Source organism: Gemmatimonadota bacterium (assembly GCA_016704275.1).
GTDB lineage: Bacteria > Gemmatimonadota > Gemmatimonadetes > Gemmatimonadales > GWC2-71-9 > Palsa-1233.
The window spans coordinates 179844-204033 of sequence record JADJAK010000002.1 but is presented as its reverse complement, the minus strand read 5'-3'; the positions used below and the strand labels follow the sequence as shown (position 1 = coordinate 204033).

Genomic DNA, 24190 nt, shown 5'->3' with positions numbered 1-24190 from the left:
CCGGTCGGCATTCGTCCGGATTATGCGCAGGCGTGGCGCGTCCTACGTTGCAGCCGTGGTGCCGCACTCGGCGACACGCACGAACCACCCAGCACTTCACGCGGTCCGGTCTCCCATGACATCTGCTCCGATGACGCGCACCGTTGTCGCCCTTGGCCTGCTGGCCATGATGGGCTGCAACGGCGAAGCGACGTTGCCCGATACCACCGGCCCCGGCCCGACGGGCCAGGTCAGCATCAACGCCACCTCCACCACCGACTTCCGCTACTTCAACCTGGCGACCGGCAGCGAGGTCACCGTGGTCGATCCGCGCAGCAGCACGGCGTGGGACATTGCCATCCGCCGGTACGAGGTGCGCCTGAACGGCGGCGTTGCGGGGACGAAGGGCGTCACCGGTGTCCGCGTGCTCGACAACAGCACGCTGGCGGCCTCCACCCTCCTCGGTTACACACCAGCCAGCCAGCTCGCCTCGTTCGACGGCATCACCGCCGCGTCGATTCCGGCCGCGTCGGGGTTCACCTCCACCGACCTCGCCGAGACGCTCACCGCCTGGTTCCGTGCCGTGAACGCCACCACGATCGTCGCGGCGCCTTCGGCCGCGTGGAAGGTCCGGCGTGCCGACGGCGGCTACGCGGTCGTGCGGGTCGCCGAACTCACGCTGAACGGCTTCTCGCTCGCCAGCCTCCGCCTGGAGTATCGATTGCAGCCCGCCGCCGGCGTGCTCGGTGCCGTGCAGAGCGTGACGGTACCCGCAGGGGCATCCGGTGCGCCGGGCAAGGTGCTGCTGACCACGGGCTCGACGGTGACGACCAGCGGCTGCACCTGGGACTTCGCCATCACGTCGGCGATCACGCTGGCCGTCAACCCGGACGCGTCGTGCCCGACGGGGACCTATCCCCTCGAGAGCACGGAGTCGTTCACCACGATGACGAGTGCGTCGGATGCCCCCAACTACGGTCGCTTCGTCTCGGCGCTGTCGTCGCCGATTCCGAACGGCTTCACCGCCGACGTCAAGCCGCCCTTCCTCTACGGCATCGATCCGGTGAACCAGAATCGGCTGACGCCGACGTTCAACATCTACCTCGTGCGCTCGGGGTCGTCGACCTACAAGCTGCAGTTCCTGTCGTTCTACGATCCGACGACGGGCGAAAGCGGCCGCGTCACGCTGCGCTACGCTCGAGTCCAGTAATGCGCCGCGCGGTGCGGGTCCTCATGTTGGTGGGTGGCGCCGCGATCGCGCTGCCATGCCGCTCGTGGGCCCAGGACCTCGCGGGACTCGTCGCCGATGCGCAGAGTGGCGCGCCGATCGTCGGGGCGGAACTCAGGTTCCTGCCAGGTGGGCCCGTGGCGATCACCACCGGCAGTGGGGCGTTCCGACTGCCGCGGCACGGTCCGCAGGACACCGTGGCCATCCGCGCCATCGGCTATCTCCCAGTGCGTGTGGTCGTCGGTGTGCGCACTGCCCCGCTGCTGGTGAGGTTGCAGTCGGCGGCCACCACCCTCGCCGACCTCGTCGCGATCGCCGGGCTGCGTACCCAAGCGGCGGCCGGCATCGTCATGCCAGTGCAGCGCGTCGAGCGCGAAGAGTTGCTGGCCACCGGGGCGCTTTCCGTCGTCGAGGTCCTGCGCACGCAGCCGGGGTTGCAGGCCACCACATCGCCCCCGACCGGCAGCGGGATTGCCATCCGGGGCATCGGTGATGGCCGGGTCCTGGTGCTCCGCGATGGCGAGCCGGCGCCCGGACAGATGCTCGAAGACCGCGACCTCTCGCGCCTCTCGACGGTCGGCGTCGACCACATCGAGGTCGTGAAGGGACCGCTCTCCGTCATTCACGGATCGCAGGCGCTCGGCGGCGTGATCAACATCGTGTCGCAGGTGCCGGAGGGCGCGCTGCATGCTGACGCCGCCACCCACGGCGGCTCGCTGGGCCGTCGCGATGCCACGCTCACCGTGCAGCAGGGTGGCCGCGTGGCCTGGCGAGCCACCGTCGGCGGTCGGCAGCAGGACCGGATTCCCGGGCAGGTGGAGCAGCAGGGCACGCGGCAGCGACTCGTGGATGGACAAGCGTCAGTGCGCACCACTGTCGGGCCCGTGGCGCTCCGCTTCGACGCCTCGGCCTTCCGCGAACGGCAGCGTTGGGGTGTTGGCGGTGGCTTCTTTGCCTTCAACGACAACACCGGCGTCACGGCATGGAGCGAGGCCTCCCTCGATGCACTCGGCGGCAGTTGGCGGCTCCGCCTCAGCAATCAGGAGTTCCGCCATCGTTTCCGCCAGGCGCTCGGCGACGTGCCGTACGCCGACACGGGAGCGCCCACCCAGGAAGAGCAAACGCGCCGGCTGCAGCTCAGCCACAGTCGTCGCGTCGGTGGGCGGCATCAGGTCGATCTCGGCATCGACGCGAGTCGTCGTCGCGTCGTCGCCGCGGATCGATTGCTGGGTGAGCGGCTGAGCGATGCGATGCTCGAGGGGTACGCGCAGGACGCCATCACCGCGGGCCCCCTGCTCGTCACCATGGCCGCGCGCTACACCCACAACTCGCGTTGGGGCAACGCGCTCACCCCGAGTGTCGGCGTGGCGTTGGAGCCGAGTGGGACGCTCCGGCTGCGGATCGGCGCTGCGCGGGGCTTTCGTGGGCCGAGCTTCAAGGAGCTGGGATGGCGCTTCCTCAATGCCGCGGCCGGCTACACCGTCGAGGGCAACGACGCGTTGGTGCCGGAATCGAGTTGGCAGGTCTTCACCGGGGCCACCTGGGCGCCGTCGCGGGCACTCCGCGTCGATGCCGATCTCTATCGCAACAACCTGCGTGAGATGATCGACCTCGTGCTGGTCGGCAGCACGGAGGCGGGGCTGCTGCGGTACACACCGCAGAATCGTGCGCGCGCGCGGACGCAGGGGCTCGAGCTCGCGGTCTCCTATCACGCGGCACCACTGCACCTCTCGGCCAGCTACGAACGGCTGCAGGCCACTGATCGCACCACCGGGCTGCCGCTGAGTCAGCGCGCTCCCCACACCGTGCGGCTCCATGCCGATCGGCAGTTCCACGCCCTCCGCCTCGATCTCACCGGTCGGTGGGCGGCCGCGGCCCCGGTGATCGACGCGGCGGGGACACGCCTCGCCGATCAGGGTGCGCTGATGACGTGGGACGCCTCGGCGCACTTGGCGCACCGACACCGGCTGACGCTGGAAGCCGGTGTCGACAACCTCCTCGATGCGCGGCCCGCGGGTTGGCAGATCGCGTTGCAGCGGACGGTGCGGCTCGGGTTGCGGGTCGGCACCACGCCATAGCGTCCGACGGGGAGATGCGATTGAGGCCGGCATCCTGGGGGATGCCGGCCTCGGTCGTGCACCATGGGCGAGTGGTGGCTACTTGCGCCGCAGTTCCACGCCCGTCGCGACGAAGCCGACTTCGATGGCAGTGCCGTCGGCGTTCTGAATCAGCTTGGCGCCCTCGCTGATCAGGTGATCGGCATCGGCCTTCGAGTGCTTGGTGGTCACGACCACGCCATACGCCTTGGCCGTCATCCCCGCGGCATTCAACGGAATCAGAAAGCTCTCATCCTTGAAGGTGACGCGCACCCCCGTTTCCTCCGCGCTGGGCGCGAGCTGCATCCAGCACCCCTCGACGGTGCAGCTCTTCACGATGACGCCCTCCACGAGGACCGGCGCCTTCGTGTAGGTCGTGGGCGTGGCGAGCACCTTGGCCATCGGCACCGCCGCGGTGGTGGGGAGCGCCACGCCACGAAGGATGACGGTGTCAGCGGGGGAGAGCAGCGTCGCCAGCGTGGCGAAGGTGGTCAGCAACATGAATGTGGTCCTTGAGGAAGAGTGGAACGCAAGGTCAGTGACAGCCGCACGACGGACCGCACCCGCCCGTCACGGTCGGCTCGGTGCCGCCGGTGATGGGCGTCAGGGGCCCGCGGCCGCCGGTGATCACCCGCTCGACCGGCTCGCCGCTCACCGGGTCGTGCGTGAGCGGTGGTTCGCTGATCGACTGCTTCACCTCGAAAGATCGCGGGGTGCTTGCGGGGTCGGTCGGGCGAGTCTGGTACAGGTACGTCGGCATTCCGGAAATATAGCGACCGCCGAATCCTATCCGACAGGAATCGGTAAGGGTGAGCCGATCAACCACGCCGTCAATGCCAGGGCGACGGCCCCGAGCAGCAGCTCGGCGGCGACCGCCCGCCGCAACGATGTGGCGGCCGCCGGGGTACCCGCCGTGAGGCTCGGCGTGATTCGCCGCCAATTCCACCAGCCGAGCAGCAGGATGCCGATGACGGCCAGCAACTTCAGCAAGAGGAGTTGCCCCCACACGGCGCCGGGGAGGCCGAGGAGGTCGCCCCCGCTGTAGCGCCACGTGGCGGTCGTGCCGGAGCCCACGACCAGGAGCGCGCCGATCCGCGCCGGGTACGAGAAACCCCGGACGATCGCGGCGAGCTGGGGCAGCGACTCCTCGCTGCGGAGCGAGGGAAAGACCACCAACGCGAGAATCGCCAGGGTCCCGAGCCACAGTCCGCTGCCGATCAGGTGCACCGCATGCACCACGCGCCCGAGCACCCCTGGCCACACGTCGTCGGCGCCGTGACCGAGGCTCCCCTCGGCCGCCGCGGCGATCACGAGCAGGACCACCATCATGAGGGTGAGCCGGCGCGGCTCGCGACGCCACAGCCACGCCATCGCGAGGAGGAGGAACGCGACGCCGCTCTGGACCATCCACGCCGTGCCCCAGCTCCCTTCGAGCAACACGGCGCGCACCAGATCGCTGTCGATCGGCACGCCGGGGTCGGCGAAGGAGAGCAGTTGCAGCGCGCCGCGCAGCAGCGAGCAGATGAGGAGGAACCACGCCAGCAGGCCGGGGAGTCGCTCGAACCAGCCATCCATCGTCTCGCGCGCGGGTAGCGCGGGGCGCGGGCCGTGTCGGCGCACGAGTGCGGCGGCGACGGGAATGCCGATGAGGAGAAGCAGGGTGGCGGCGATCAGTCCCCGGACAACAGGGAAGAGCAGGGGGAGCGCGCCGGACATCAACTCAATGCGCCGGCGTGCACTCGGGACACTTGCCGTACAGCACGATCTCGTGCGACTCGAGCGTGAAGCCTTCCGGGACGATGGCGTGCAAAGTCCCGACGCATCCGGGGACTTCGAAGACGCGGTCGCATCGGCGGCAATGGAAATGGTGGTGGTGCGCCTTGCCGTGCAGCTCGTACCGGGGCACTTCGCCGGGGAGCTCCACCGTCACGAGCCACCCTTCGTCGAGCATCGCGCGGATGTTGCGATAAATCGTCGCGATACCGAGCCGTCCGACCTCGGCACGAGCCAGCTCCAGCACCTCGGCGGTGCTGAGAGGCCGGTCGGCGCGCTGGAAGGCCCGACGGATCGCACCGCGCTGTCTGGTGTTACGTTCCATGGCCGCTGTTTCCTCGGGGTCCTGCGGTGACGGGGACGTTACGAAGATACGCTTCTCTCCGGTCCACCCCAACCCGCGAGAACCGCTCGATGCGTTTTGCCCGTCCCGGCCTGGCTGCCCTCCTCGTGCTCCCAGCCTCTCTCAGCGCCCAGACCGCGCCCCGCAAGCCGATTCGGCTGGTGATCGCCCTCGCGGTGGATCAGCTTCGCTCCGATTATCTCGACCGTTTTAGTCGCAATTTCAATGGTGGATTCGCCCTGCTGCTCCGCGACGGCGTCTTCTATGCGAACGGGTTGCAGGACCACGGCGTGACCGAGACGGCACCCGGGCATGCGACGATGATGTCGGGGCGTTCTCCGGCGAGCACCGGCATCATCGGCAACGACGTCGGAGTCCCCGACCCGGGATCGCCCCTCCTCGGCTCGACCGCCACCGGCGCGTCGCCATGGCGATTCCGCGGCACCACGCTCGCGGACTGGATGAAGGTCAAGGACTCCGCGACGCGAGTGCTCTCGGTGTCACGGAAGGATCGCGGGGCGATTCTCCCCGTGGGCCGGATGGTGGCGCCGGTCTACTGGTTCAGTCAGGGGAAATTCACCACATCCCGGTTCTATGCCGACACCTTGCCGACCTGGCTCAAGGCGTGGAATGCGCGCGACCCGGTCAAGGCGCTCGCCGGCACCTCGTGGGAGCTCGGCCGCCCCGCGTCGACGTATGCCGAGGCTGACGATCGGCCGTTCGAATTCGGCGGGAAGAACACGACCTTCCCCCATCCGATTCCTGCCGACTGGACGATGGCCTCGGGGGAACTCGAGAACAGCTCGGTCATGGATTCGTTGATTCTCGATGTGGCGATGGCGGGAACGCAGGCACTCGGCCTTGGCCGACGCAACGGCACCGATTTCCTGTCGATCTCGCTCTCGACGCTCGATGCGGTCGGTCATCGCTACGGCCCAGGCTCGCGCGAGGTCCATGACCACGTCTTGAACCTCGATCGCTGGCTGGGACAGTTCCTCGATTCGCTGTCCCGGACCGTGCCGCTCGATCAGGTCGTGATCTCCCTGACCGCCGACCACGGCGTGGTGGAATTCCCGGAAGCAGGGGCAGGGGGCCGGGCCACGATCACGGCACCGCTGACGGCGATGACCCGCACGGTGTTGCAGCGCTACGGCATCAAGCTGGGCGCGAGCAATGAATCCGGCCTGGTCATGGCCAACGTGGACGACCTCCGCGCGCGCGGCGTCAACGTCGATTCGCTGAGCCGGGCGTTGGCGACCACGATTCGTGGGCTGCCCGGGGTCCGCGCCGTCTACACCCCGCGCACGCTGGCCGCCGCGCCTCGTCGCGACGCCGAAGCGATGCGCTGGCGTCGGCTGGTGATGCCGGAGACCGGGTGGCTTGTCATCGTGGCCGTGCAGCCGGGGTGGGTATGGGGCAGCGGCAAGACGTCGACGTCGCACGGCACGACCAATCTCGACGACTTGCGCGTGCCGATCCTCTTCCGCATCCCGGGCGTGACCGCCGCGCGTCCGTCCGAGACGGTGCGCACGATCGACATCGCACCCACGCTCGCCGCGGCGCTCGGCGTGCGCCCGACTGAAGCCATCGAAGGAATTCCGCTGCCCGCCGCGCTGGGCCCACGTCACCGGAGATAAGCCATGCTGCGTCGCCTTCCCCTGTTGTCGCTCTCACTCTTTGCGCTCCCACTCGCCGCGCAGGCGCCGGCCGAGGACGCTGCGCTACGACACGCCAGAGCGCTGCTGGCCGATCGCCCCATCTTCGATGGCCACAACGATCTCCCGTGGGAGATCCGCGTCAATCCCCAGAGCAAGATGGATGTCAGCAAGTACGACATCCGCGGTCGAGCACCCGGACACACCGATCTGCCGCGCCTGCGGGCCGGCGGCGTCGGGGCGCAGTTCTGGTCGGTCTATGTGCCCGGCGAGATCAAGGACTCCGGCTATGCGCGCGTGCAGCTCGAGGAGATCGACATCGCGCGGCAAGTCATTGCCCGCTACCCCGACGCGCTTGGCCTCGCGCTCTCGGCCGATGACGTGGTCAAGATCCGCAAGTCGGGGCGGGTCGCGTCGCTGCTCGGCATGGAGGGTGGCCACGCAATTGAGAACTCGCTCGGCGCACTGCGGATGTACTACGCCCTCGGCGTGCGCTACATGACGCTGACCCACAACGTCACGCTCGACTGGGCCGATGCCGCCACCGGGTTGCCGACGCACGGCGGCCTCACCGACTTCGGGCGGGACGTCGTGCGGGAGATGAACCGGATCGGGATGATCGTCGACCTGAGCCACGTGGCACCGAGCACGATGTCGAACGTGCTCGACGTGGCGACGGCGCCGGTGATCTTCTCCCACTCCTCCGCCCGCGCGATCCTCGATCATCCGCGCAACGTGCCGGATTCGATCCTCGCACGGTTGCCGAAGAATGGTGGCGTGGTGATGATCACCTTCGTTGGCTCGTTCATCTCGCCGACGATCCGTGCCTGGGAGCAGATGCAGCGCGACTCGACCGGCAGCATTGCCGATCGCGAGACGCGCCGCGTGGCCGTGGAGGGATTCCTGCGGCGGCATCCCAAGCCGCAGGCGACCGTGGCCGAGCTCGCGAATCACATTGAGCACGCCCGGAAGATCGCCGGCATCGCGCACGTCGGATTGGGGAGCGACTACGACGGGACCAGCGAGCTTCCCGTCGGGATGGAGGACGTCAGCGGCTTCCCGCAGCTCTTCGCCGAACTCATCCGTCGCGGTTGGACGGATGCCGACCTCAAGAAGCTGGCCGGCGAGAACGTGCTCAGGGTGCTGCGAGAGGCGGAACGTGTCCGGGACCGCTCCGCCGCAGCGCGATGACGCCGAAGGCGAGGATGGCGATTGCGATGCAGATCCACTGCACCACGTAGCTGAAGTGCGGCCCCTCGTCGAGTGTGGGGGGCTTCACGCCGACCAGCCCGCCGGGGCCGGTGGAGTCGCTCTCCAGGAGCAGGTAGGCAGCGGGCGCGCCGGCCAGCGTCGTCGTGGCCACACCGCGATCGAGTCGGCGATAGGTGAGCTGACCTGAGCGAGTGAGTGGCTGCCCGCTGTCGGTCGTCTCCGGGATGGCGAGCAGCACGCCGGTGATGGTGACGCTGCCGGCCGTCGGGAGTGGGACCTCCGCGGGGGGCGTGGTGGCGTCGGGCGATCTCACGAAGCCGCGCAGCACCCAGAGCTGTCCGGCGCCGCTATCCAGCACGAACGGCGTCATCACTTCGAGCCCCGGCGCCTTGTTGTTCACCCGGCCACGCAGCAACAGATTGCCAGCGGGGTCGAAGCGGCCGTGGGCCAGCGCCATCCGTCCTTCCAGGGGCGTCCCGTCACGGAGGGCCTGTCCGAGGTCGAGCGGCGGCAAGGCGCGGCCGGCCAGGAAGAGGGCGTTGGTCGCCTGGCGCTCACGGAGCCGGGAGAGTTGCCAGAAGGCGAGCCGTACCGCGCCGCCGGCCGCGAGCAGGACCGTGATGGCGAGCAGGGTGCGTCGAGTTGGGGACACCAGTGACCCTCCGAGAGGACAGTCCGACCGGAGCGGACTCGCCCCGAAAATCGCCAAGCTGTTGTGGCGATGGAAGATATCGCAGTGGCACAGGCCCTGCTCCTGACTGGAACGTCCCGGCCGCCACAGGCGGCATTGTATCACCGACACGACATGCTCTGGAGAGCCGACGATGCGTCGTCCCATGCTGATTCTCGCCCTGCTCGCCCTCGCGGCCAGCACCACTTCGCCCTTGGCCGCCCAGCGTCGCGACCGCGACCGTGGCATCGTGGAACTCGCCCCCGAGGCCGCCCGTGGCGGCTTCTACTTCGGTGCCGGTCTCGGCGCCGGTCGCGAGTCCTACAAGTACAGCGACGGCCTCAACTACACCGACGGCCTGACCAAGCCGACCATCTCCCTCCGGTTCGGTGGCACGCCAAACCCCACCACCCGGATCGGTGGCGAGATCTTCGCGTGGGGCAGCGAGGTCCCCGAGGGCACCGAGAGCTTCGCGGCCTTCCTGATCAGCGCCCAGATCTACCCGATGCGTGACGCGGGCCTGTACGTGAAGGGCGGTGGCGGCATGGCCCGGAGCGGCATCGATTACAACAACGGCTCCAGCAGCTATGAGACCGGATTCGCGTGGAACGTGGGCGCGGGCTACGACATCGCCCTCTCGCGCGCCGTGGGCCTCGGGCCGATGGTCGACTTCTATCAGGGCAGCTTCACCCGGCGGAATGAGCCGACGCTCACCGAGCGGGTCATGAACATCGGCGTCCAGGTGACCTTCCAGACGGGCGGCCGCGGGCGTTGACCCCCGGCGCAGCGGCCACTATGTTCTCCCCGCTGCGCCCTGGTGGTGAAACTGGTAGACACGCTATCTTGAGGGGGTAGTGCCGCAAGGCGTCGCGGTTCGAATCCGCGCCAGGGCATCGAATGAGCCTGCCACTGTAGCTCAGGGGTAGAGCACTCGATTCGTAATCGAGCGGTCGTCAGTTCAAATCTGACCAGTGGCTCTGCTGTCGATGCACAAAAACCTCGCAACACCCGCAACGGCGTCTCCTCGGAGACGCCGTTGTGCGTTCAGTCCCCTCGGATCACTTCGCCGTAACTCGCGGCCAGGCGGTCCAGCTCGGACTCCCAGGAAAGGGCCTCGGCAGTGCGACGGGCACCCTGCGCCAACCGAGTCCGCAGTGCCGGGTTCGTCGCCAGCCGTTCGATCGCTTCGGCCATCGCGGTCACGTCGCCGGGCGGGTAGGCCAGCCCATTCTCCTCATGGCGCAGGTGGTCGGCGACCCCGCCCGCCGGTGCGGCGATCACCGGGAGCCCGCTCGCCATCGCCTCGAGGATCACCAGGCCGAGCGTCTCGGTGTGCGAGGCGAAGAGAAAGGCATCGGCGCTGGCATAGAGGGCCGGCAGGGCCTTCAGTCGATCGAGATTGCCGAGGAACGTCACCCCGGCGGGAGCAGCGCCACGAAGGGCGGGGAGTACCGGCCCGTCGCCCGCGACGATCAGATGCACTGGGCGGCGGCCCGCGAGGCTGCTGCTCGCGAGGCGGTACGCGTCGAGGATCCTGTCGACGCCCTTCTCCGCAGCGAGCCGTCCCACATGCAGGAAGACGAACGCCTCGGGGTCGACTCCGGGAAGCCGGACCGTCGCGGGATTGCGCTGCGCTTCGTTGAATTGCACGAGGTCGACGCCCCGCCCCCAGACCTCGACTCGCGACACACCCAAGGCCGCCAGCTCGTCCCGGGCGACCATGCCCGGGGTGTAGACGCGCGCGCTGCGGCGATGGAAACGCGCCAGATAGCGCTGCACGGCGGGTCGCAGGCGAGGGACGCCGTACGCCTCGGTGTAGCGCGAGAAGTCCGTGTGGTACGAGGAGACGGCCGGGAGTCCATGCCGGGCGGCCTCGCGCTGTCCGGTCCAGCCGATCATGAACTCGGTGGCGGAGTGGACCACGTCGGGACGGAAGCGCTGAATGAGGGAACGCACCGCGGTGCGACACGGGGCGGCGACGCGAATCTCGGGGTAGCCCGGCATCGGCACGCTGCGCACGCGGACGCTCAGCGAGCGCGAGCCCTCGTGCGCCACATCGCGAAAGACGTCGGACGCGTCTGCCGGATAGCGCGGCGAGATCACCGCGACCTCCCACCCGCGTCGGTGCAGCCCCTCGACGGAGAGCGCGGTGACCACGGAGACCCCGTTGACCTGCGGGGGGTAGGTGTCGGCACAGACCAGGAGGCGAGGGGGGCGAGTCATGCCCACAGTCTCCACGGCCTCGCGCACGAATCGGCGACGATTGCGTCACGGCTTCGTGCCGATGTACCTGATCGGGATTGGAGCGCGACGCGGCCGCGACCCCGTCGTGATCCGATCGTGCTGATCGGCCGCCACATTCATGCGTGTCACGCCCCGCGCTCTTTTCCGAGGAGGCCTGCCGTGTCCGCTCCCAGTGGCATCGAACGCGTGATTCTCGTCGTGCTCGACGGGTTGCGCCCCGAGCTCATCACCCCCAATTGGCTCCCCTGCCTGAGCGGGCTGGCCACGTCGGGCAGCCACACCCTCTCCGGCACGACGGTGCAGCCCAGCGTGACCGCGGCGGCACTCGCCTCGCTCTTCACGGGGGTTGATCCGACGGTGCACGGGATCGTCGGGGAGACGACGCTGCGTCCTCGGCTCGGTCATCGATTGACGCTCCTGCCACGCGCGTTGGCCACCGGCGGCGTGCCGATGGTGGGGCACATGCGCGCCCTGCCGTGGGGAACGCGCACGCTCGGGACGCTGCTCGCGGCGCAGCTCGGCATGCGGACGATCTTCGGCGGACACGAGGCGGAGGGCATCCTCGATCGGGCCGTGGCAACCCTTCGCGCAGCGACCCGCGGCGTGACGTACCTGCACTGGCCCGATGCCGATCAGGCGGGCCACGCGTGGGGGTGGATGTCCCCCCACTATCGGGCCGCGGCGCGCCGACTCGACGCGGCGATGGCGCGGCTGCTCGACGTCAGCGGAGTCCTCCACGACCCACGCGCCGTGCTGATCGCGCTGGCGGACCACGGCGGCGGCGGCCAGCGACACGATGATCACGACAGCACGCACCCGCACGACGTCACCATTCCGATCATGATGGCCGGCGGGCAGGTGCGACGCGGCGAGTTGCCGGGTGGCAGCTCGCCGATCGATGTCTGTGCCACCATCCCCTGGCTCTTCGGCATTGCGCCGCCGAGCGGCTGGAGCGGGCGGCCGCTCCGCGAGGCCTTCACGTCGGCGCCGCGCATCGCGACGGCGGTGGCCGCGTGACGATTCCGCTGCGCGTGATGCAACAGCTGGACACGCATGATCGCCGGCTGCTGGATCGGTGGTCGCTCGGCGAGCACGCCGGCGACGCGCATCGTCGCGGATGGATCGTCGTCACGCATGCCGGCGGTGCGGTCGTGACGATCGCCAGTGTGCTGATCCCACTGCTTGTCGTGCCGTGGCCTCGTGCCATCAGCATCCGGGCAGCCCTGGCGTTGACGATCTCCCATCTGCTTGTGCAGGCGCTCAAGCGGATGGTGAATCGGGAACGTCCCGATGCCACCGCCCTGATTCGCTGCCCCGATCGCTTCTCCTTTCCCTCCGGTCACGCGACCGCGGCGCTGGCGGTCGCGCTGAGCTATGCGCTGGCCTGGCCCGGCCTCGCTCCACTGCTCGTGCCGGCGGCAGTGCTGATCGGCTGGAGTCGTGTTGCCCTGGGGGTCCACTATCCTGGCGACGTCCTGATGGGGCAGGTCATTGCGCTGGCCACGGTGGCAGGCGTCGCCATGTTGTGGTGAGGTGTGCCGCAGTGTGGCGCAACTTGTGTCGTGCTTGTCACGCCGATGTGACGCGCCGCCGAGAGCTTGCTTCGCATGCGCATCGCGATCTTCTCCGAAGTCTACCGGCCGATGGTGAGCGGCGTCTCCCTCGTGCTGCAGCGTCTCGTGGCGGCCCTGGAGCAGCGAGGGCATGTGGTGCGGGTCTACGCCCCCGACTACCCGCTCGCGCCAGGCCACGTCGACGACCCCAACATCTGTCGCACGCCGTCGCGACGGCTCTTTCTCTACCCGGACGTCCGTTGGGGCTTTCCGGAGTGGCCGGCGATCCGCGCGGACTTCGCCGCGTTCCGGCCGGACCTCGTCCACGTGGCGACAGAGTTCGCCATGGGCACCACGGGGATCCGACTCGCGCGTGAGTTCGACCTCCCGGTGATTGCCTCGGCGCACACCGACTACGAGCGCTACTCGTCCCGCTACCACCTCGACTGGCTGATGCCGGCGGGGTGGCAGTATCTGCGCTGGTTCTATGGCCACGCGACCCGCGTGCTCTGCCCGTCGCGCCCCTACGAGCGACACCTGCACCTGCGCGGTGTTCGCCACACGGCGCTCTGGAGCCGCGGGGTGGACCGCGCGCCACCCCCGCGCATCGTGACGCGGCGGTGCGGGCAGAGTTCGGCCTCGCCCCCCGACCAGCCGATGGTGCTCTACGTCGGTCGACTCGCGGCGGAGAAGAACCTCGACCTGCTGCTCGAGGCGTGGCGCCAGCTGGGGCCTCGTGCCGACGATCCGCGACTCGTGCTCGTCGGGGCGGGCCCGCTCGAGGCGGAGCTGCGAACTGCGACACCACCTGGGGTGGTGATTGCCGGAGTGCGTACCGGCCTGCCGCTCGGGGCATGCTACGCGTCGGCTGACCTCTTCGCCTTTCCGTCGAGCACCGAAACGTTCGGCAATGTCCTGCTCGAGGCGATGTCCTCCGGCGTGGCATCGCTCGCGGTCAGTGCGGGGGGCGTCACCGACTTCGCCGAGCATGACGTCAATGCCTGGATGGTCGAGCCGGATTCGGCCACGGCGCTGACCGAGGGACTGCGGCGGCTCCTCGATGACCGCGCCCTGCGGCGACGACTCGCCGCGGGCGGCGAGGCCACGGCCGCCAGTCGCGACTGGAAGTCGATCTTCACCGGCGTGCTCCAGGAATACGAGCGGGCCTTGGCGCTCGCGCGGCTCGATCACGCGGCCTGAGCCGGGCGCCACGCCATCGCTCCCCTGCCCACCATCGCGCCGCCGCTCGGCTTCCCCAGGACGTTGCCGGCCATCGGTCGGCCGGACGCCGCGCTCGCGGTCCTCGACATTTCGGAATACTTCGGCGATCGCAGCGGCGGCGTCCGCACGTACCTGCACGCGAAGGGCCGCTACATCGCCTCGCGGCCGACACTGCGCCGCACGTTGGTCGTCCCGGGTGCACTGGACGCCATTCGCGAACAGCCCGGCGACCGCACCTACCAACTGCGTGGTCCCGCGATCCCCTTTGCGTCGTATCGCCTGATGCTGGCGACGCGTACCGTGGCGCGCATCATCGCGCACGAGCGCCCGGATGTGGTCGAGGTCGGATCGGCCTACCTGGTCCCATGGCTCGTTTCGCGCGCGCGGCGACGCCACCCGGCCAAGGTGGCGTGGTACTACCACAGCAATCTCCCGCGTCTGGTCGTCCCCGATTTTGAACGGCGTGGCATCGGGCCGGCGCTGGTCGCCCGCACGATTGGTGACTACGTGCGCCGCTTGAGCCGGCTCGCCGATGTCACGCTCGCCGCCTCGGACTTCTCTGCGCGCGAGCTCGAGCGGTGGGGCGTCGCGCGCATCGAGCGGGTGACGCTCGGCGTCGACACGGAGCAGTTCACGCCGGGTCGCCGCGTACGCCGGGAGGCGGTGCGCGCGCAGCTCGGTGTCGACGAGGGTCCGCTGGTCGGCTTCGTGGGCCGACTCGCCACGGAAAAGCAGGTGGACGTCCTGCTTCGTGCCTGGCCCACCGTGGCTCGGCGGAGCGGGGCGACGTTGGTCAGCGTCGGCGACGGGCCACAGGCCGCACGGCTTGCCGCGTTGGCTCGAGGGCAACGGGTGATCATGCGCCCGCACCTGACCGATCGCGACGCGTTGGCCGACCTGCTCGCCGCCCTCGACCTCTACGTCTCGCCCGCGCCGTTCGAGACCTTCGGCCTTGCGGTGTGCGAGGCACTGGCCTCCGGCGTACCGGTGGTGTCCGTCGACCACGGCGCGGCCGCCGAACTGGTCCGTGCCTCGGGCGGGGTTGCTCACGCCGCTCGGCGACGTGGCGGCCCTGGGCGAGGGGATTCTCGCCGCCATCGGACTGTGATCGCGAACCGCTCGCCGCTGCCGCTCGCGCACATGTCGACCGGCATCATCGATGGGACACCGCCATCGGACAGCTGCTCGACGTCTACCGTCGCTTGGTCGCATGAACCTTCCGCTGGCGGTGCACCTCGGCTGTGCGGCACTCGTCGCCGCCGATCTGGCGGCGCGGAGTTGGCGACTCCGCGTCCTCACCGCGAGTGCCGGATACACGCTGCGGCCGGTCGAGGCGCTCCGCGCCAATCTGCTGGCCGATGCCGGCGCCGTGCTGTCGCCGATGCGGGTTGGGGCGAGCCGGCGCGCGTGGCAGGGCTCGCCGCGACCGGGATGGGGATGCCCGCCATTGTCGCGACCATCGGCTGGGAGCTGGTCACGGCATGGCCCACCCTGCTCGCCATGGGTGCGATCCTCCTGTTGGTCGCTGCGCCGGAATGGCTCGCCAGCACGGGGCCGTTACTCGCCGAGCGGGTCGCGGCGTCGAAATCGACGCTCGTGCTGCTCGGGACCGTGATGGTGATCGGGGGCATCGCCGCGAGCGGACTGCGGCGGAGGATCGCGGCGGCGATAGGGGGCCGCATCGCAGAGTATGTCATTCCATGGCGGGGCATGCGTCGCAGAGCGCTGGTCATGAGCGTCGCCCTCTCCGCCGTCAACGTGGCCGCACGCACCGCGCTGCTCCCCGTGCTGGCGATGGGGCTGACGTCGCCTCCGTCGCCGGAGGTGGTCTGGCTCGGATCGTTCGCGCTGGTCTATGGGCAACTGATCTTCCCGACCCCGGCCGGGGTCGGGGCGGTGGAGTTCGGCCTTGCCGGGGGTGCGGCAGGTGATCTCGGCAGCGATCTCGGGGTGCTGTTGGCGTGGCGCTGGTGGGCGACCCTGTTGCCGGCCCTCCTGGGCCTGATGGTGGCGTGGGAACTGCGTGGCGCGTTGCGTCGCCTTGTCCGCCCGCGGTGACGCCGGGCGTGGCCCGACGGCGCAACTACCCAAGCGCCGCCAGCCACGCCTTCATGTCCGCGACCTCGGCTGACCCGATGGTGTGCCCCATCCCTTCGTACGAGTGCGATGTGAGCCGCGCATTGGCCATCCGCAGCGCGTGCTGGCCAGCCGCACCATGCTCGTGGGGAATCGCCATGTCGGCGGTGCCATGGCCCCAGAAGATCGGCGTCGTCCCCACGGTGTGCGGGGTCGCCGCGACCGTGGGATGGTCGGCCAGGAAGCCACTGCAGACCATCACGCCGCGCACGCTGCCTGGATGCCGCAGGAGCTGTCCCAGCGCCGTCGTGCCGCCCTGGGAGAAGCCGCCGAGGATGATGCCCCCCGGCAGCCCGTCGAAGCGGGCAGGGAGCGTCTCCAGGAAGGCCGTGAGCGACTGCTGGCCCCACTCGAACGACTCGGGGTCCGGTGTCGTGTCCTCACGGGCAACCGAGGGGAGTCCGGGACGTAGCGCAGTCCGGTAGCGCACTACCTTGGGGTGGTAGGGGTCGCGGGTTCAAATCCCGCCGTCCCGATGTCATGAGGCCCCGCCGATCTCACGATCGGCGGGGCCTCGTCATTGCCGGTCGGGGGCGGCTCAGCCGCCGCGCTTGGCGAGTTCCTTGGTGGCTTCGGTGTGGTTGCGCGCGGCCGCCTTCCGGAGCCATTCCATCCCCGCCGCCTCGTCCTTCGGCGTCCCCTTGCCCCGGAAGTAGGCCTGCGCCGCCTGCCAGGCCGACTCAGCCGATCCCTTCTCACCCGCCTTCTTGTACCAGTCGAGCGCCTCGGCTTCGTTCTTGGTCACCCCACGGCCCTTGGCGAGGAACTCTGCGAGCTTCTCCTGACTGGCCACGTCGCCCTGTTCCGCCGCGCGACGATACCAGAGCGCCGACTCGGCCTCGTCCTTCTTGATCCCGCCGCCGTTTTCGAGGCGGAAGGCAAGATTCTGCTGGGCCCGAAGCAGCCCGCCCGCAGCGGCCTCGCGCAGGAGGGCGATCGACTCCCCCTGGTTGGCCGGCGCCCCGCGCCCGGTCTCGAGCAGACGGGAGAGCGCCATCTTGGCCTCGAGGTCGCCACCCGAACTCGCCTTCCGGTACCACTCCACCGCCTTGGCCGGGTCGGCGGTCACCCGCTGCCCCGGTCGTACAGGAGCCGAGAATCCGCTGGGCCACCGCGGAACCGGCGGCCGCCTCGGTGGCGCAGGCGTTCGCCGCGCCGAGCCAGTCGCCGTTGGCGGCGGCTCGGCTGCAGCTCGGGCCGGTGGGGGCCTTGGTCGGGGCGGGCGCGGCGGTCACGACCGGCGGCGCGGCGGGGGTCACACCCTTGGCCCCGGGCTTGGTCACCGGCGGGGTCTTCGGGGCAGCGGTCCCACCGGCCGGCGTGGCGGTCGGCGGTGCGGCCGGCGGCGTCGCGCCGGCGCCGAGGGCGGTCCCCGACGGTGCCGGGTCCGTCGTGACGGCGGCGGGCGGTACGAGTGTCTCGTCGCTGCTTGTTGGTGCGGGGCTGCCCTGGGAGAAGTACCAGCCCACCATCGCGAGCGCGGCGACCACGCCCATCAGGATCGACGTGCGCCGCGACGATGCCGCCTTGCCGGGGGTGATCCCCGGACCCGGCTTCGGCGTCAGGGTGAGGCTGCTGTCGCCCTCGAGCATGGCGGCGAATTCGCGCATCGACGGGAAGCGCTCGTTCGGCTCCTTCGCCATCGCGCGCTGGATCGCGACGTTGATCGGGCCGGGGAGGTCGGGCATCCGCTCGCCGAGCGGCTTCGGCTCACCCACCAGCTGCTGATAGAGCACGGCACGCGTCGACTCGCCGTCGAACGGCAGCGTGCCGCTGAGCATCCGGTAGCCGACGACCGCCAGCGAATACTGATCGCTGCGCGCGTCGATCGACTTGTCGCCGCACGCCTGCTCGGGGCTCATGTACTGCGGCGTGCCGATGATGATGCCGGTGCTTGTGAGCCCCTCGCTCGGGTCGCCATCGTCCCCGGCGCCGCCACCCACGACCTTCGCGATGCCGAAGTCCATGAGGAGGACCCGCTTCTCGGGCCCTTCGAGCATCACATTCTCGGGCTTGATGTCGCGGTGGACCACGCCGGCATCGTGGGCGGCAACCAGTCCGGAACAGGCTTCGCGGAGGATCCGCTGCACCTCCTTCACCGGCATCGCGCCTTCGCGCTCCATCACCGTGCGCAGATTCTCGCCGACAATCAACGGCATGATGAGGTAGGCGAGCCCTTCGGCTTCGCCGACATCGTAGACCGGCACGATGTGCGGGTGACGCAAGTTGGCGATCGTCTCGGCCTCGCGGCGGAAGCGCATCACCAGGTCGGGCGAGAGGCCAAGGTCAGGGCGCAGCACCTTGACGGCGAGATCGCGCTTGAGGCGCAGGTCGCGCACGCGGAATACTTCGGCGAAGCCGCCCGCGCCGATGCGATCCTGCAGCTCGTACCCGGGGCCGAGTGCGCGCCGCAACTTCTTGCGCAGCTCGGTCGGACCGACCCCCGAAATGCCCACCGCCACACGCTCGCCGGTTTCCTTCATCATCCCGACGGGCGTCTCGGTGCCGCAGACGTAGCAATACGCCGCCATCCCCGGCAGCGGGGTCTGGCAGGTAGGGCACGCGCGGGTGGGCTGGCTCATGGCGACTCAGGCGAGGAGGAGGCTACCCATCAAGATATGGCGGTTCCCGAGTCGCTCAAAGGGATGGTGCGGCGGCACCGTCGGAGGAGGTCAGTCCGGAGTTCCCCGGCGGCGGCCCCGGGCGCGGGCGAAGAAGGTCGCTCGCCCGGCACGGTCCGGAAAGGCGAGCAGGTAGTGCTCCTTCCATCCGGCGAGGAATGCGGCGCATTCCGCCTCCCGCACCAGCGCCCAGACACTGCCGCCAAAGCCCGCGCCGAAGGCAGAGGCGGCGGCAGCCCCGAGGCGTCGTGCGCTGCGCACCAGTTGCACGGTCTCGGGCACCTGGTTGGCCAACACCGTTTCGGCGAGCTCCTGCGAGCGGTCGACAACGCTGCCGATCGCCTCGGGGTCGCCCTGCTGCAACGCCTGCGTCACCGAGGGATGATCGTCTCGCACTCCTCGGCGAACTGACCAAGTCGTGCGACGAGCGCGTCGCCCTCGACCGGGTGCTCCAGGCGCACCGCCTGCGCGAGCGCCTCCCGCGCCTCAGGACCTGCCGCGAGGGCGGTCAGGAGCGAGTCGGGTGTCGTCCCGCTGATCCGACGCCAGGTCGCGAGCAGCAGCGCCAACTGTCGTGCGAGTCCGTTGTAATGCTCCTGCACCGCGCCACCCTTCGCGGCATGCACGCCGGAGACGCCGATGGCGAAGGTCCACCCCGCCGGCAATGCGGCGTGTGCCTCGGGGGCCACGGGCAGGAAGCGATACTGGGCCAGGGCGCCTGGCGTGCAGCGGAGGATGGCGGTGTGGTCCTCGCTCCCGCCGTGCGTGCCCACGCCGCGATCGGCCGCGAACGGCCCAAACACCTTGCCATTCTCCATCGCGCCGAGGTAGCCGGCGAGCGCATCCTGATCGGGGATCGCGTCGAGCCACCCCGGCTGCTGCTCCATCCGATTGAAGGCCGCGAGCGGGAGAAAGGTGGCGATCACCAGGGCGCTCGACGACGACAATCCCGACGCCGAGGGCAGCGACGAAATCAGCACCGCATCCATCCCGGTGTGAGTCCCGGGGAAGTCGCGCGCGAGGCGGCGGATCACCGAGATCGGATAGTCGGACCAGGCGCCCGGCCGCGGCGGGACATCGGCGCGCAGCGGGAGGCGCAACGTGGTGTGACGTGAGGCGTCGATGAGGCGAACGATGCCGTCCCGACGCGGGGAGGCAAGGACGTGAAATCCACGCTCGACGGCGGCCAGCAATGACCGCCCACCACCGTAGTCCGTATGCTTGCCCAACACCTCGATCCGGCCGGGGGATCCACCAGGCGCGGGCGCGCGTCGGATCACCGACCCGCCGCGCATACGCGGTGCTGACGACGGCGAACTGGCGCGCCGCATGATCGGCCGCGTCGCCCGTGAGGCCGAGCGCCTCGATGCGGCGAGGCCAGTCGTGCATCACGGCGCACACCGCGCGGTGGCGAGTGCGGCGGCCACCGCGGCGATGTCATCCTGCCGCGACAGGTCGAGGACGCCGGCCCGCATGGTGACCGCCTGCAGCCGAGTCCCGCGTCCGATGGCCAGGGTCACTGCGGTGGGCAGTTCCAGCTCGCCACGCGGCGACGGGGTCACGTCGTGACACGCCGCAAAGAGCGAGTGGTCGAGTCGAAAGAGATTCATGCTCACCCACGGCGTCGGCCCCGCAGCGGCGAGGGTCACGGCGTCAGGCTTCTCGATGATGGCCGCGACGCTGCCGTCCTCCCGGAGCGTGAGGATCGCGAACGACGCGATCCGCGCCGCCTCGATGTTGCCCTCGCGCACCAGCGCCTCGGGGTCGAACGCGATCAGGCCCGGACCGCCGAGTGTGACCAGTGCGGCGATCGCGGCGACCGGATAGAGGTTGTCGGCGTTGAGCACCAGCACATCTCGACCCGCGGCCCACGACTCGGCGGCGAGCACCGCGTCCGCCGTGCCCCGGGGCTCGGCCTGAATCGCCCAGGCCAGTCGCACCCGGGTCGGCGGATGTGCCGTGTAGTGCGCGCGGATGGCGGCGTGGTCCGGAGCGACAACGAGACAAACATCGGTGATGCCGCCATCAGCGAGCGACGAGAGGACGTGGTCGAGAAACGGCCGTCCGGCGTCGTCGGGGATCATCCCTTTGAGGCCGGCGGCCGCGGCGGCGGCCTGCCGCGGGTCGAGCGCCACCCCTTCGGCGGGGCGGCGCATGCGGCTGCCGAGCCCGCGCGCGAGAATGACGGCGGCGGTCGCGGCCGCGGCGGTCATGACTCCACCGGACTCGCACTCCACATCTTCGGCACGATCCGGAGCAGCACCCCGGCGCTGATCACGAAGACGGTGATCCAGAAGGCGGCGGTTCGGGTGTGGCCGTAGATCAGCGAGCCGGTGCCGAAGAGCGCGCCATAGACCATGAAGCAGCCGAACATCCATGCCAGAAAGGCCTGCGGCAGCGAATCGGGCGACGCCGGCAGCCCGGTCTCCGCCCGAATCGATTCCCACCCCGGACCGGCCGGGCGCACCTTCCGGTAGAAGGCGAGCAGCACGTTCCGGTCGGTCGGCGCGGTGACGATCGCCGTGGTGACCCAGACTGCCGTGGTCACGGCGATGGTGAGCAGCAGCGAGATGTGCGCCGGAATCTGCATCCCCATCTTGTTGGCGATGAAGAAGCCGAGCGCGACGACGAACGACGAAATCATCGCGGTGATCTCGCACCAGGCGTTGATCCGCCACCAGAACCAGCGCAGCAGGTAGATCAGGCCCGTGCCGGCCCCAATCGACAGCAGCAACTGGAACGACTCGGCCGCCGTGTCGAGCGCGTACGTGAGCAGTCCGGCGACAATCATCAGGGCCGCGGTGATCCAGCGGCCCACGCCGACGTAGTGCGCCTCGGTGGCGTCAGTCTTCACGAAGCGGCGGTAGAAGTCGTGCACCAGGTAGGACGAGCCCCAGTTGAGGTGCGTCACCAGGGTCGACACGTATGCGGCCAGCATCCCGGCGATCATCAGGCCGAGGAATCCGTGCGGGAGGAACTTGAGCATCGCCGGATAGGCGAGGTCGTGCCCGATCAGCCGCGGGTCGACATTCGGGAAGGCGACCTGGATCGACTCGAGCGTGGGGAAGACGAGCATCGAGGCGAGGGCCACGATGATCCACGGCCACGACCGCAAGGCATAGTGCGCCACGTTGAACAGCAGGGTGCCGCCGAGGGCGTCGCGCTCGGACTTGGCCGCGAGCATCCGCTGGGCGATGTACGACCCGCCGCCCGGTTCTGCCCCCGGATACCAGACCGACCACCACTGCAGCGTCAGCGGAATCACGAACAATGTCAGCGTCAACGGCCAGTTGCTGAAGTCCGGCACCAGCGAGAGCGTCGACTCGGGCAACTTGGCCACCAGCCCCGCCATGCCGCCGACCTCGGGCTGCTTGAGCGCGAAGTACATCGCCGAGAAGGCGCCGGTCATCGCGATGCCGAACTGGATGAAGTCGACGACGAGGACGCCCCAGAGCCCCGAGCTCGCCGCGAAGGCGACGTTGAGGACGCCACAGATCACCAGCGTCTGCCACATCGGCCAGCCGAGGACGATCGAGGCGATCTTCGCAGCGGCGAGATTCACCGAGGCCATGATGAAGCAGTTGAAGAAGAGGCCGAGATAGACCGCCCGGAAGCCACGCACGAGCGTGGCGGCACGGCCGCTGTAGCGGAGCTCGTAGAACTCGAGGTCGGTGAGGACGCCGCTCCGCCGCCAGAGGCGCGCAAAGAAGAAGACCGTCGCCATCCCGGTGAGGAGGAACGCCCACCACTGCCAGTTGCTGGCGACGCCGCCGGTCCGCACGAAGTTGGTGACGAGGTTCGGCGTGTCGGTGCTGAAGGTGGTGGCCACCATCGAGACGCCGATCAGCCACCACGGGGCGGACTGGCCCGACGTGAAGAACTCCGCGGTGCTCGAGCCGGCGCGCTTCGCCAGGAGGATCGGCGGGATCGCGCAGATCACGATGGAGGCAAGCACGATCCCCCAGTCGAGCAGGGTCGGATTCACGCGCCCGTCCGCGGCCGCTGCCAGGCGCCGTTGGAGAAGTCCGGGAACTTCATCGGCGCACTGCCCTTGGCAAGCGACGCCTCGGAGAGCGGCCACGGCGCACTCCACGCGGCGGCGTCATAGACATCGAAGTCCGGCACCAGCCCCTCGCGCATGCACTCGACCATCCGGAAGGCCATGATGTAATCCATCCCGCCGTGGCCGCCCTTCTGCCGCGCGATTTCGCCGACGCGCTGCCAGAGCGGGTGGGTGTGCTCCGCCTTGTAGGTGTCGACGGGCTTGAACGCGTGGCCGCCCGGCTGCCCTTCGAGGAAGATGCGACCCGGATAGTCCTTGAAGACCCCCTTGGTGCCGCGGACCGAGTTGAGCCGGTCATACGGCGTGGGGAGGGTCACGTTGTGCTGCAGCAGGATGGTCTTGCCGCGGATCGTCTTGATGAACGAGGAGTTGATGTCGCCGGCGACGTACTTCTCCTGCCACTTCGGCGACTCCTTCGGCACCTTCGCTTCGCGCCACTCCGTCAACCCGCGCTCCGGGGTCGACATCGAGACGAGATAGTCGAAGCGGTCGCCCTTGTGGATGTCGAGATACCACGCGACCGGGCCGAGGCCGTGGGTCGGGTAGAAGTTGCCGTCGCGGTTGGTGTGCGGCTTCCGTCGCCAGAGCCCTTCGTCACGATCCTCGAAGAGGATGCTGCGCAGGTCGTGAATGTAGGCGGCCTCGGCGTACATGATCTCGCCGAAGAGCCCCTTCTTCACCATCGTGTCGACCAGCATCTCGTTGAAGTCGTAGCAGCAGTTCTCCATCATCAGGCAGTGCTTCCGCGTCCGCTCCGACGTGCGCACCAGTTCCCAGCACTCGGCGAGCGACGTCGCCGCCGGGACTTCCGTGGCGGCGTGCTTGCCGGCCTTCATCGCGGCGAGGCAGACCGGCGTGTGCCAGGGCCACGGGGTGGCGGTGTAGACGATGTCGATGTCGTCGCGCTTCACCAGCTCCTCGAAGGCACGGTCGCCACTGCTGTAGGTCGCGGGGGCGGGCTGGCCGGCGTCGGTGACCCGCTTCGCGGCGCGTGCCACCTTCGCCGGGACGATGTCGCAGAGCGCGGTGATCTGCACGCCATCGACCGCGAGCAGTTCGCCGAGGACCGAGCTGCCGCGAAGGCCGGTGCCGACGATGGCCACGCGCACCTTCGCATGCCGCTCGAACGGCACGCCCATCATCGTCGCCGCACTCAGCGTCGTCTGGGGTGGTGGCGTTGGCGTCGCGTGGCTCTCGGTGCTGGAAACGGCGATCGCAGCGCTGGCGGCGCCAGCAGCCTTGAGCAGGTCGCGCCGGGAGAGCGGCGCGTCGGCAGGTCCGTGCGGCATCTGTGAAGTCTCGGCTTGGGAGGGGACGCCCCGGCGCGGTGCCCGGAGCCGCACGGATTTTAGCGGGACGCCACGTCCGGCGCGAGGTGCCCGACGTCGTCCTATCT

At 69.5% G+C, this 24190-nt stretch carries 22 protein-coding genes and 3 tRNA genes; 12 read left to right on the top strand and 13 right to left on the bottom strand.

The window, feature by feature from the left end; genetic code table 11:
- Positions 1–130 precede the first annotated feature (130 nt).
- Entirely contained in the window at positions 131–1189 is a 1059-nt protein-coding gene (locus tag IPG05_04655) for an HmuY family protein (protein MBK6494380.1), read from the top strand.
- Complete coding sequence (locus tag IPG05_04650; GenBank protein MBK6494379.1) at positions 1189–3285, top strand: TonB-dependent receptor; 2097 nt, start codon at positions 1189–1191, stop codon at positions 3283–3285. Before IPG05_04655 ends, IPG05_04650 begins: the two co-directional genes overlap by 1 nt.
- A 78-nt stretch (positions 3286–3363) precedes the next feature.
- Here IPG05_04650 and IPG05_04645 read toward each other — a convergent pair whose 3' ends face one another.
- From IPG05_04645 to IPG05_04630, 4 genes are read right to left on the bottom strand one after another with little or no spacing between them, the layout of a single operon-like run.
- Positions 3364–3804: a DUF4920 domain-containing protein gene (locus IPG05_04645; protein MBK6494378.1), complete on the bottom strand. Its 441-nt coding sequence runs from the start codon at positions 3802–3804 to the stop codon at positions 3364–3366.
- A gap of 34 nt (positions 3805–3838) precedes the next feature.
- Positions 3839–4063, bottom strand: coding sequence for a zinc ribbon domain-containing protein (locus IPG05_04640; GenBank protein MBK6494377.1), 225 nt, complete (start codon positions 4061–4063; stop codon positions 3839–3841).
- Between the two features lie 26 nt (positions 4064–4089).
- The gene (locus IPG05_04635; GenBank protein ID MBK6494376.1) at positions 4090–5019 is read right to left on the bottom strand and encodes a CopD family protein; all 930 of its coding nucleotides are present in this window, start codon (positions 5017–5019) and stop codon (positions 4090–4092) included.
- Positions 5020–5023: 4 nt separating this feature from the next.
- Positions 5024–5401 (bottom strand): transcriptional repressor, encoded by a 378-nt coding sequence (locus tag IPG05_04630; GenBank protein MBK6494375.1) that lies wholly within the window; start codon positions 5399–5401, stop codon positions 5024–5026.
- Positions 5402–5490: 89 nt separating this feature from the next.
- Here IPG05_04630 and IPG05_04625 point away from each other — a divergent pair, with 89 nt between their 5' ends.
- Positions 5491–7056, top strand: coding sequence for an alkaline phosphatase family protein (locus IPG05_04625; GenBank protein MBK6494374.1), 1566 nt, complete (start codon positions 5491–5493; stop codon positions 7054–7056).
- Positions 7057–7059: 3 nt separating this feature from the next.
- Positions 7060–8265: a dipeptidase gene (locus tag IPG05_04620; protein MBK6494373.1), complete on the top strand. Its 1206-nt coding sequence runs from the start codon at positions 7060–7062 to the stop codon at positions 8263–8265.
- Here IPG05_04620 and IPG05_04615 read toward each other — a convergent pair.
- The gene (locus IPG05_04615) at positions 8210–8938 is read right to left on the bottom strand and encodes an SURF1 family protein (protein MBK6494372.1); all 729 of its coding nucleotides are present in this window, start codon (positions 8936–8938) and stop codon (positions 8210–8212) included. The two genes, IPG05_04620 and IPG05_04615, sit on opposite strands and share 56 nt — an antisense overlap.
- A gap of 172 nt (positions 8939–9110) precedes the next feature.
- On the opposite strand from IPG05_04615, the gene IPG05_04610 reads away from it, so the two are divergent.
- The 3 genes from IPG05_04610 to IPG05_04600 all read left to right on the top strand — a co-directional run bounded on the left by IPG05_04610 (position 9111) and on the right by IPG05_04600 (position 9933).
- A complete protein-coding gene (locus IPG05_04610; protein ID MBK6494371.1) occupies positions 9111–9731 on the top strand; it encodes a hypothetical protein in 621 nt (206 codons plus the stop codon).
- 36 nt (positions 9732–9767) lie between these two features.
- Positions 9768–9849, top strand: a tRNA-Leu gene (locus IPG05_04605).
- A gap of 12 nt (positions 9850–9861) precedes the next feature.
- Positions 9862–9933, top strand: a tRNA-Thr gene (locus tag IPG05_04600).
- A 67-nt stretch (positions 9934–10000) separates the two neighbouring features.
- Here IPG05_04600 and IPG05_04595 read toward each other — a convergent pair.
- A complete protein-coding gene (locus IPG05_04595; GenBank protein MBK6494370.1) occupies positions 10001–11179 on the bottom strand; it encodes a glycosyltransferase family 1 protein in 1179 nt (392 codons plus the stop codon).
- Between the two features lie 180 nt (positions 11180–11359).
- Between IPG05_04595 and IPG05_04590 the strand changes: the two genes are divergently transcribed.
- The 4 genes from IPG05_04590 (at position 11360) to IPG05_04575 (ending at position 16032) form a co-directional block, all read left to right on the top strand.
- A complete protein-coding gene (locus tag IPG05_04590) occupies positions 11360–12217 on the top strand; it encodes an alkaline phosphatase family protein (GenBank protein MBK6494369.1) in 858 nt (285 codons plus the stop codon).
- Positions 12214–12732 carry a phosphatase PAP2 family protein gene (locus IPG05_04585; protein ID MBK6494368.1) on the top strand — a complete coding sequence of 173 codons (519 nt, stop codon included), beginning with the start codon at positions 12214–12216 and terminating at the stop codon, positions 12730–12732. The genes IPG05_04590 and IPG05_04585 overlap by 4 nt, the downstream gene beginning before the upstream one ends.
- A 75-nt stretch (positions 12733–12807) precedes the next feature.
- Positions 12808–13953, top strand: coding sequence for a glycosyltransferase family 1 protein (locus tag IPG05_04580; GenBank protein MBK6494367.1), 1146 nt, complete (start codon positions 12808–12810; stop codon positions 13951–13953).
- Between the two features lie 63 nt (positions 13954–14016).
- Positions 14017–16032 (top strand): glycosyltransferase, encoded by a 2016-nt coding sequence (locus IPG05_04575; GenBank protein ID MBK6494366.1) that lies wholly within the window; start codon positions 14017–14019, stop codon positions 16030–16032.
- Between the two features lie 25 nt (positions 16033–16057).
- Here the strand turns inward: IPG05_04575 and IPG05_04570 are convergent, their stop codons facing one another.
- Positions 16058–16540, bottom strand: coding sequence for a dienelactone hydrolase family protein (locus IPG05_04570; protein ID MBK6494365.1), 483 nt, complete (start codon positions 16538–16540; stop codon positions 16058–16060).
- Here IPG05_04570 and IPG05_04565 point away from each other — a divergent pair.
- Positions 16513–16586 (top strand) — tRNA-Pro (locus IPG05_04565). The genes IPG05_04570 and IPG05_04565 overlap by 28 nt on opposite strands.
- Positions 16587–16648: 62 nt before the next feature.
- Here the strand turns inward: IPG05_04565 and IPG05_04560 are convergent.
- From IPG05_04560 to IPG05_04535, 6 genes are all read right to left on the bottom strand, one after another.
- Positions 16649–17155, bottom strand: coding sequence for a sel1 repeat family protein (locus IPG05_04560; protein MBK6494364.1), 507 nt, complete (start codon positions 17153–17155; stop codon positions 16649–16651).
- Positions 17156–18782: 1627 nt separating this feature from the next.
- Complete coding sequence (locus tag IPG05_04555) at positions 18783–19106, bottom strand: hypothetical protein (GenBank protein ID MBK6494363.1); 324 nt, start codon at positions 19104–19106, stop codon at positions 18783–18785.
- A complete protein-coding gene (locus IPG05_04550) occupies positions 19103–19960 on the bottom strand; it encodes a hypothetical protein (protein MBK6494362.1) in 858 nt (285 codons plus the stop codon). The genes IPG05_04555 and IPG05_04550 overlap by 4 nt, the downstream gene beginning before the upstream one ends.
- 159 nt (positions 19961–20119) lie before the next feature.
- Positions 20120–20944 (bottom strand): NTP transferase domain-containing protein, encoded by an 825-nt coding sequence (locus IPG05_04545; protein ID MBK6494361.1) that lies wholly within the window; start codon positions 20942–20944, stop codon positions 20120–20122.
- On the bottom strand, positions 20941–22716 hold the full coding sequence (locus tag IPG05_04540) for a Na+:solute symporter (protein MBK6494360.1): 1776 nt from the start codon (positions 22714–22716) through the stop codon (positions 20941–20943). Before IPG05_04540 ends, IPG05_04545 begins: the two co-directional genes overlap by 4 nt.
- On the bottom strand, positions 22713–24083 hold the full coding sequence (locus IPG05_04535) for a Gfo/Idh/MocA family oxidoreductase (GenBank protein MBK6494359.1): 1371 nt from the start codon (positions 24081–24083) through the stop codon (positions 22713–22715). Before IPG05_04535 ends, IPG05_04540 begins: the two co-directional genes overlap by 4 nt.
- Between the last annotated feature and the right edge of the window lie 107 nt (positions 24084–24190).

Excerpts from the sequence above, each read along its gene's own strand:
- IPG05_04655 (MBK6494380.1), top strand. The coding sequence starts at position 131 with ATGACGCGCACCGTTGTCGCCCTTGGCCTGCTGGCCATGATGGGCTGC.
- IPG05_04650 (MBK6494379.1), top strand. The coding sequence starts at position 1,189 with ATGCGCCGCGCGGTGCGGGTCCTCATGTTGGTGGGTGGCGCCGCGATC.
- IPG05_04645 (MBK6494378.1), bottom strand. The coding sequence starts at position 3,804 with ATGTTGCTGACCACCTTCGCCACGCTGGCGACGCTGCTCTCCCCCGCT.
- IPG05_04640 (MBK6494377.1), bottom strand. The coding sequence starts at position 4,063 with ATGCCGACGTACCTGTACCAGACTCGCCCGACCGACCCCGCAAGCACC.
- IPG05_04635 (MBK6494376.1), bottom strand. The coding sequence starts at position 5,019 with ATGTCCGGCGCGCTCCCCCTGCTCTTCCCTGTTGTCCGGGGACTGATC.
- IPG05_04630 (MBK6494375.1), bottom strand. The coding sequence starts at position 5,401 with ATGGAACGTAACACCAGACAGCGCGGTGCGATCCGTCGGGCCTTCCAG.
- IPG05_04625 (MBK6494374.1), top strand. The coding sequence starts at position 5,491 with ATGCGTTTTGCCCGTCCCGGCCTGGCTGCCCTCCTCGTGCTCCCAGCC.
- IPG05_04620 (MBK6494373.1), top strand. The coding sequence starts at position 7,060 with ATGCTGCGTCGCCTTCCCCTGTTGTCGCTCTCACTCTTTGCGCTCCCA.
- IPG05_04610 (MBK6494371.1), top strand. The coding sequence starts at position 9,111 with ATGCGTCGTCCCATGCTGATTCTCGCCCTGCTCGCCCTCGCGGCCAGC.
- IPG05_04595 (MBK6494370.1), bottom strand. The coding sequence starts at position 11,179 with ATGACTCGCCCCCCTCGCCTCCTGGTCTGTGCCGACACCTACCCCCCG.
- IPG05_04580 (MBK6494367.1), top strand. The coding sequence starts at position 12,808 with ATGCGCATCGCGATCTTCTCCGAAGTCTACCGGCCGATGGTGAGCGGC.
- IPG05_04545 (MBK6494361.1), bottom strand. The coding sequence starts at position 20,944 with ATGACCGCCGCGGCCGCGACCGCCGCCGTCATTCTCGCGCGCGGGCTC.
- IPG05_04535 (MBK6494359.1), bottom strand. The coding sequence starts at position 24,083 with ATGCCGCACGGACCTGCCGACGCGCCGCTCTCCCGGCGCGACCTGCTC.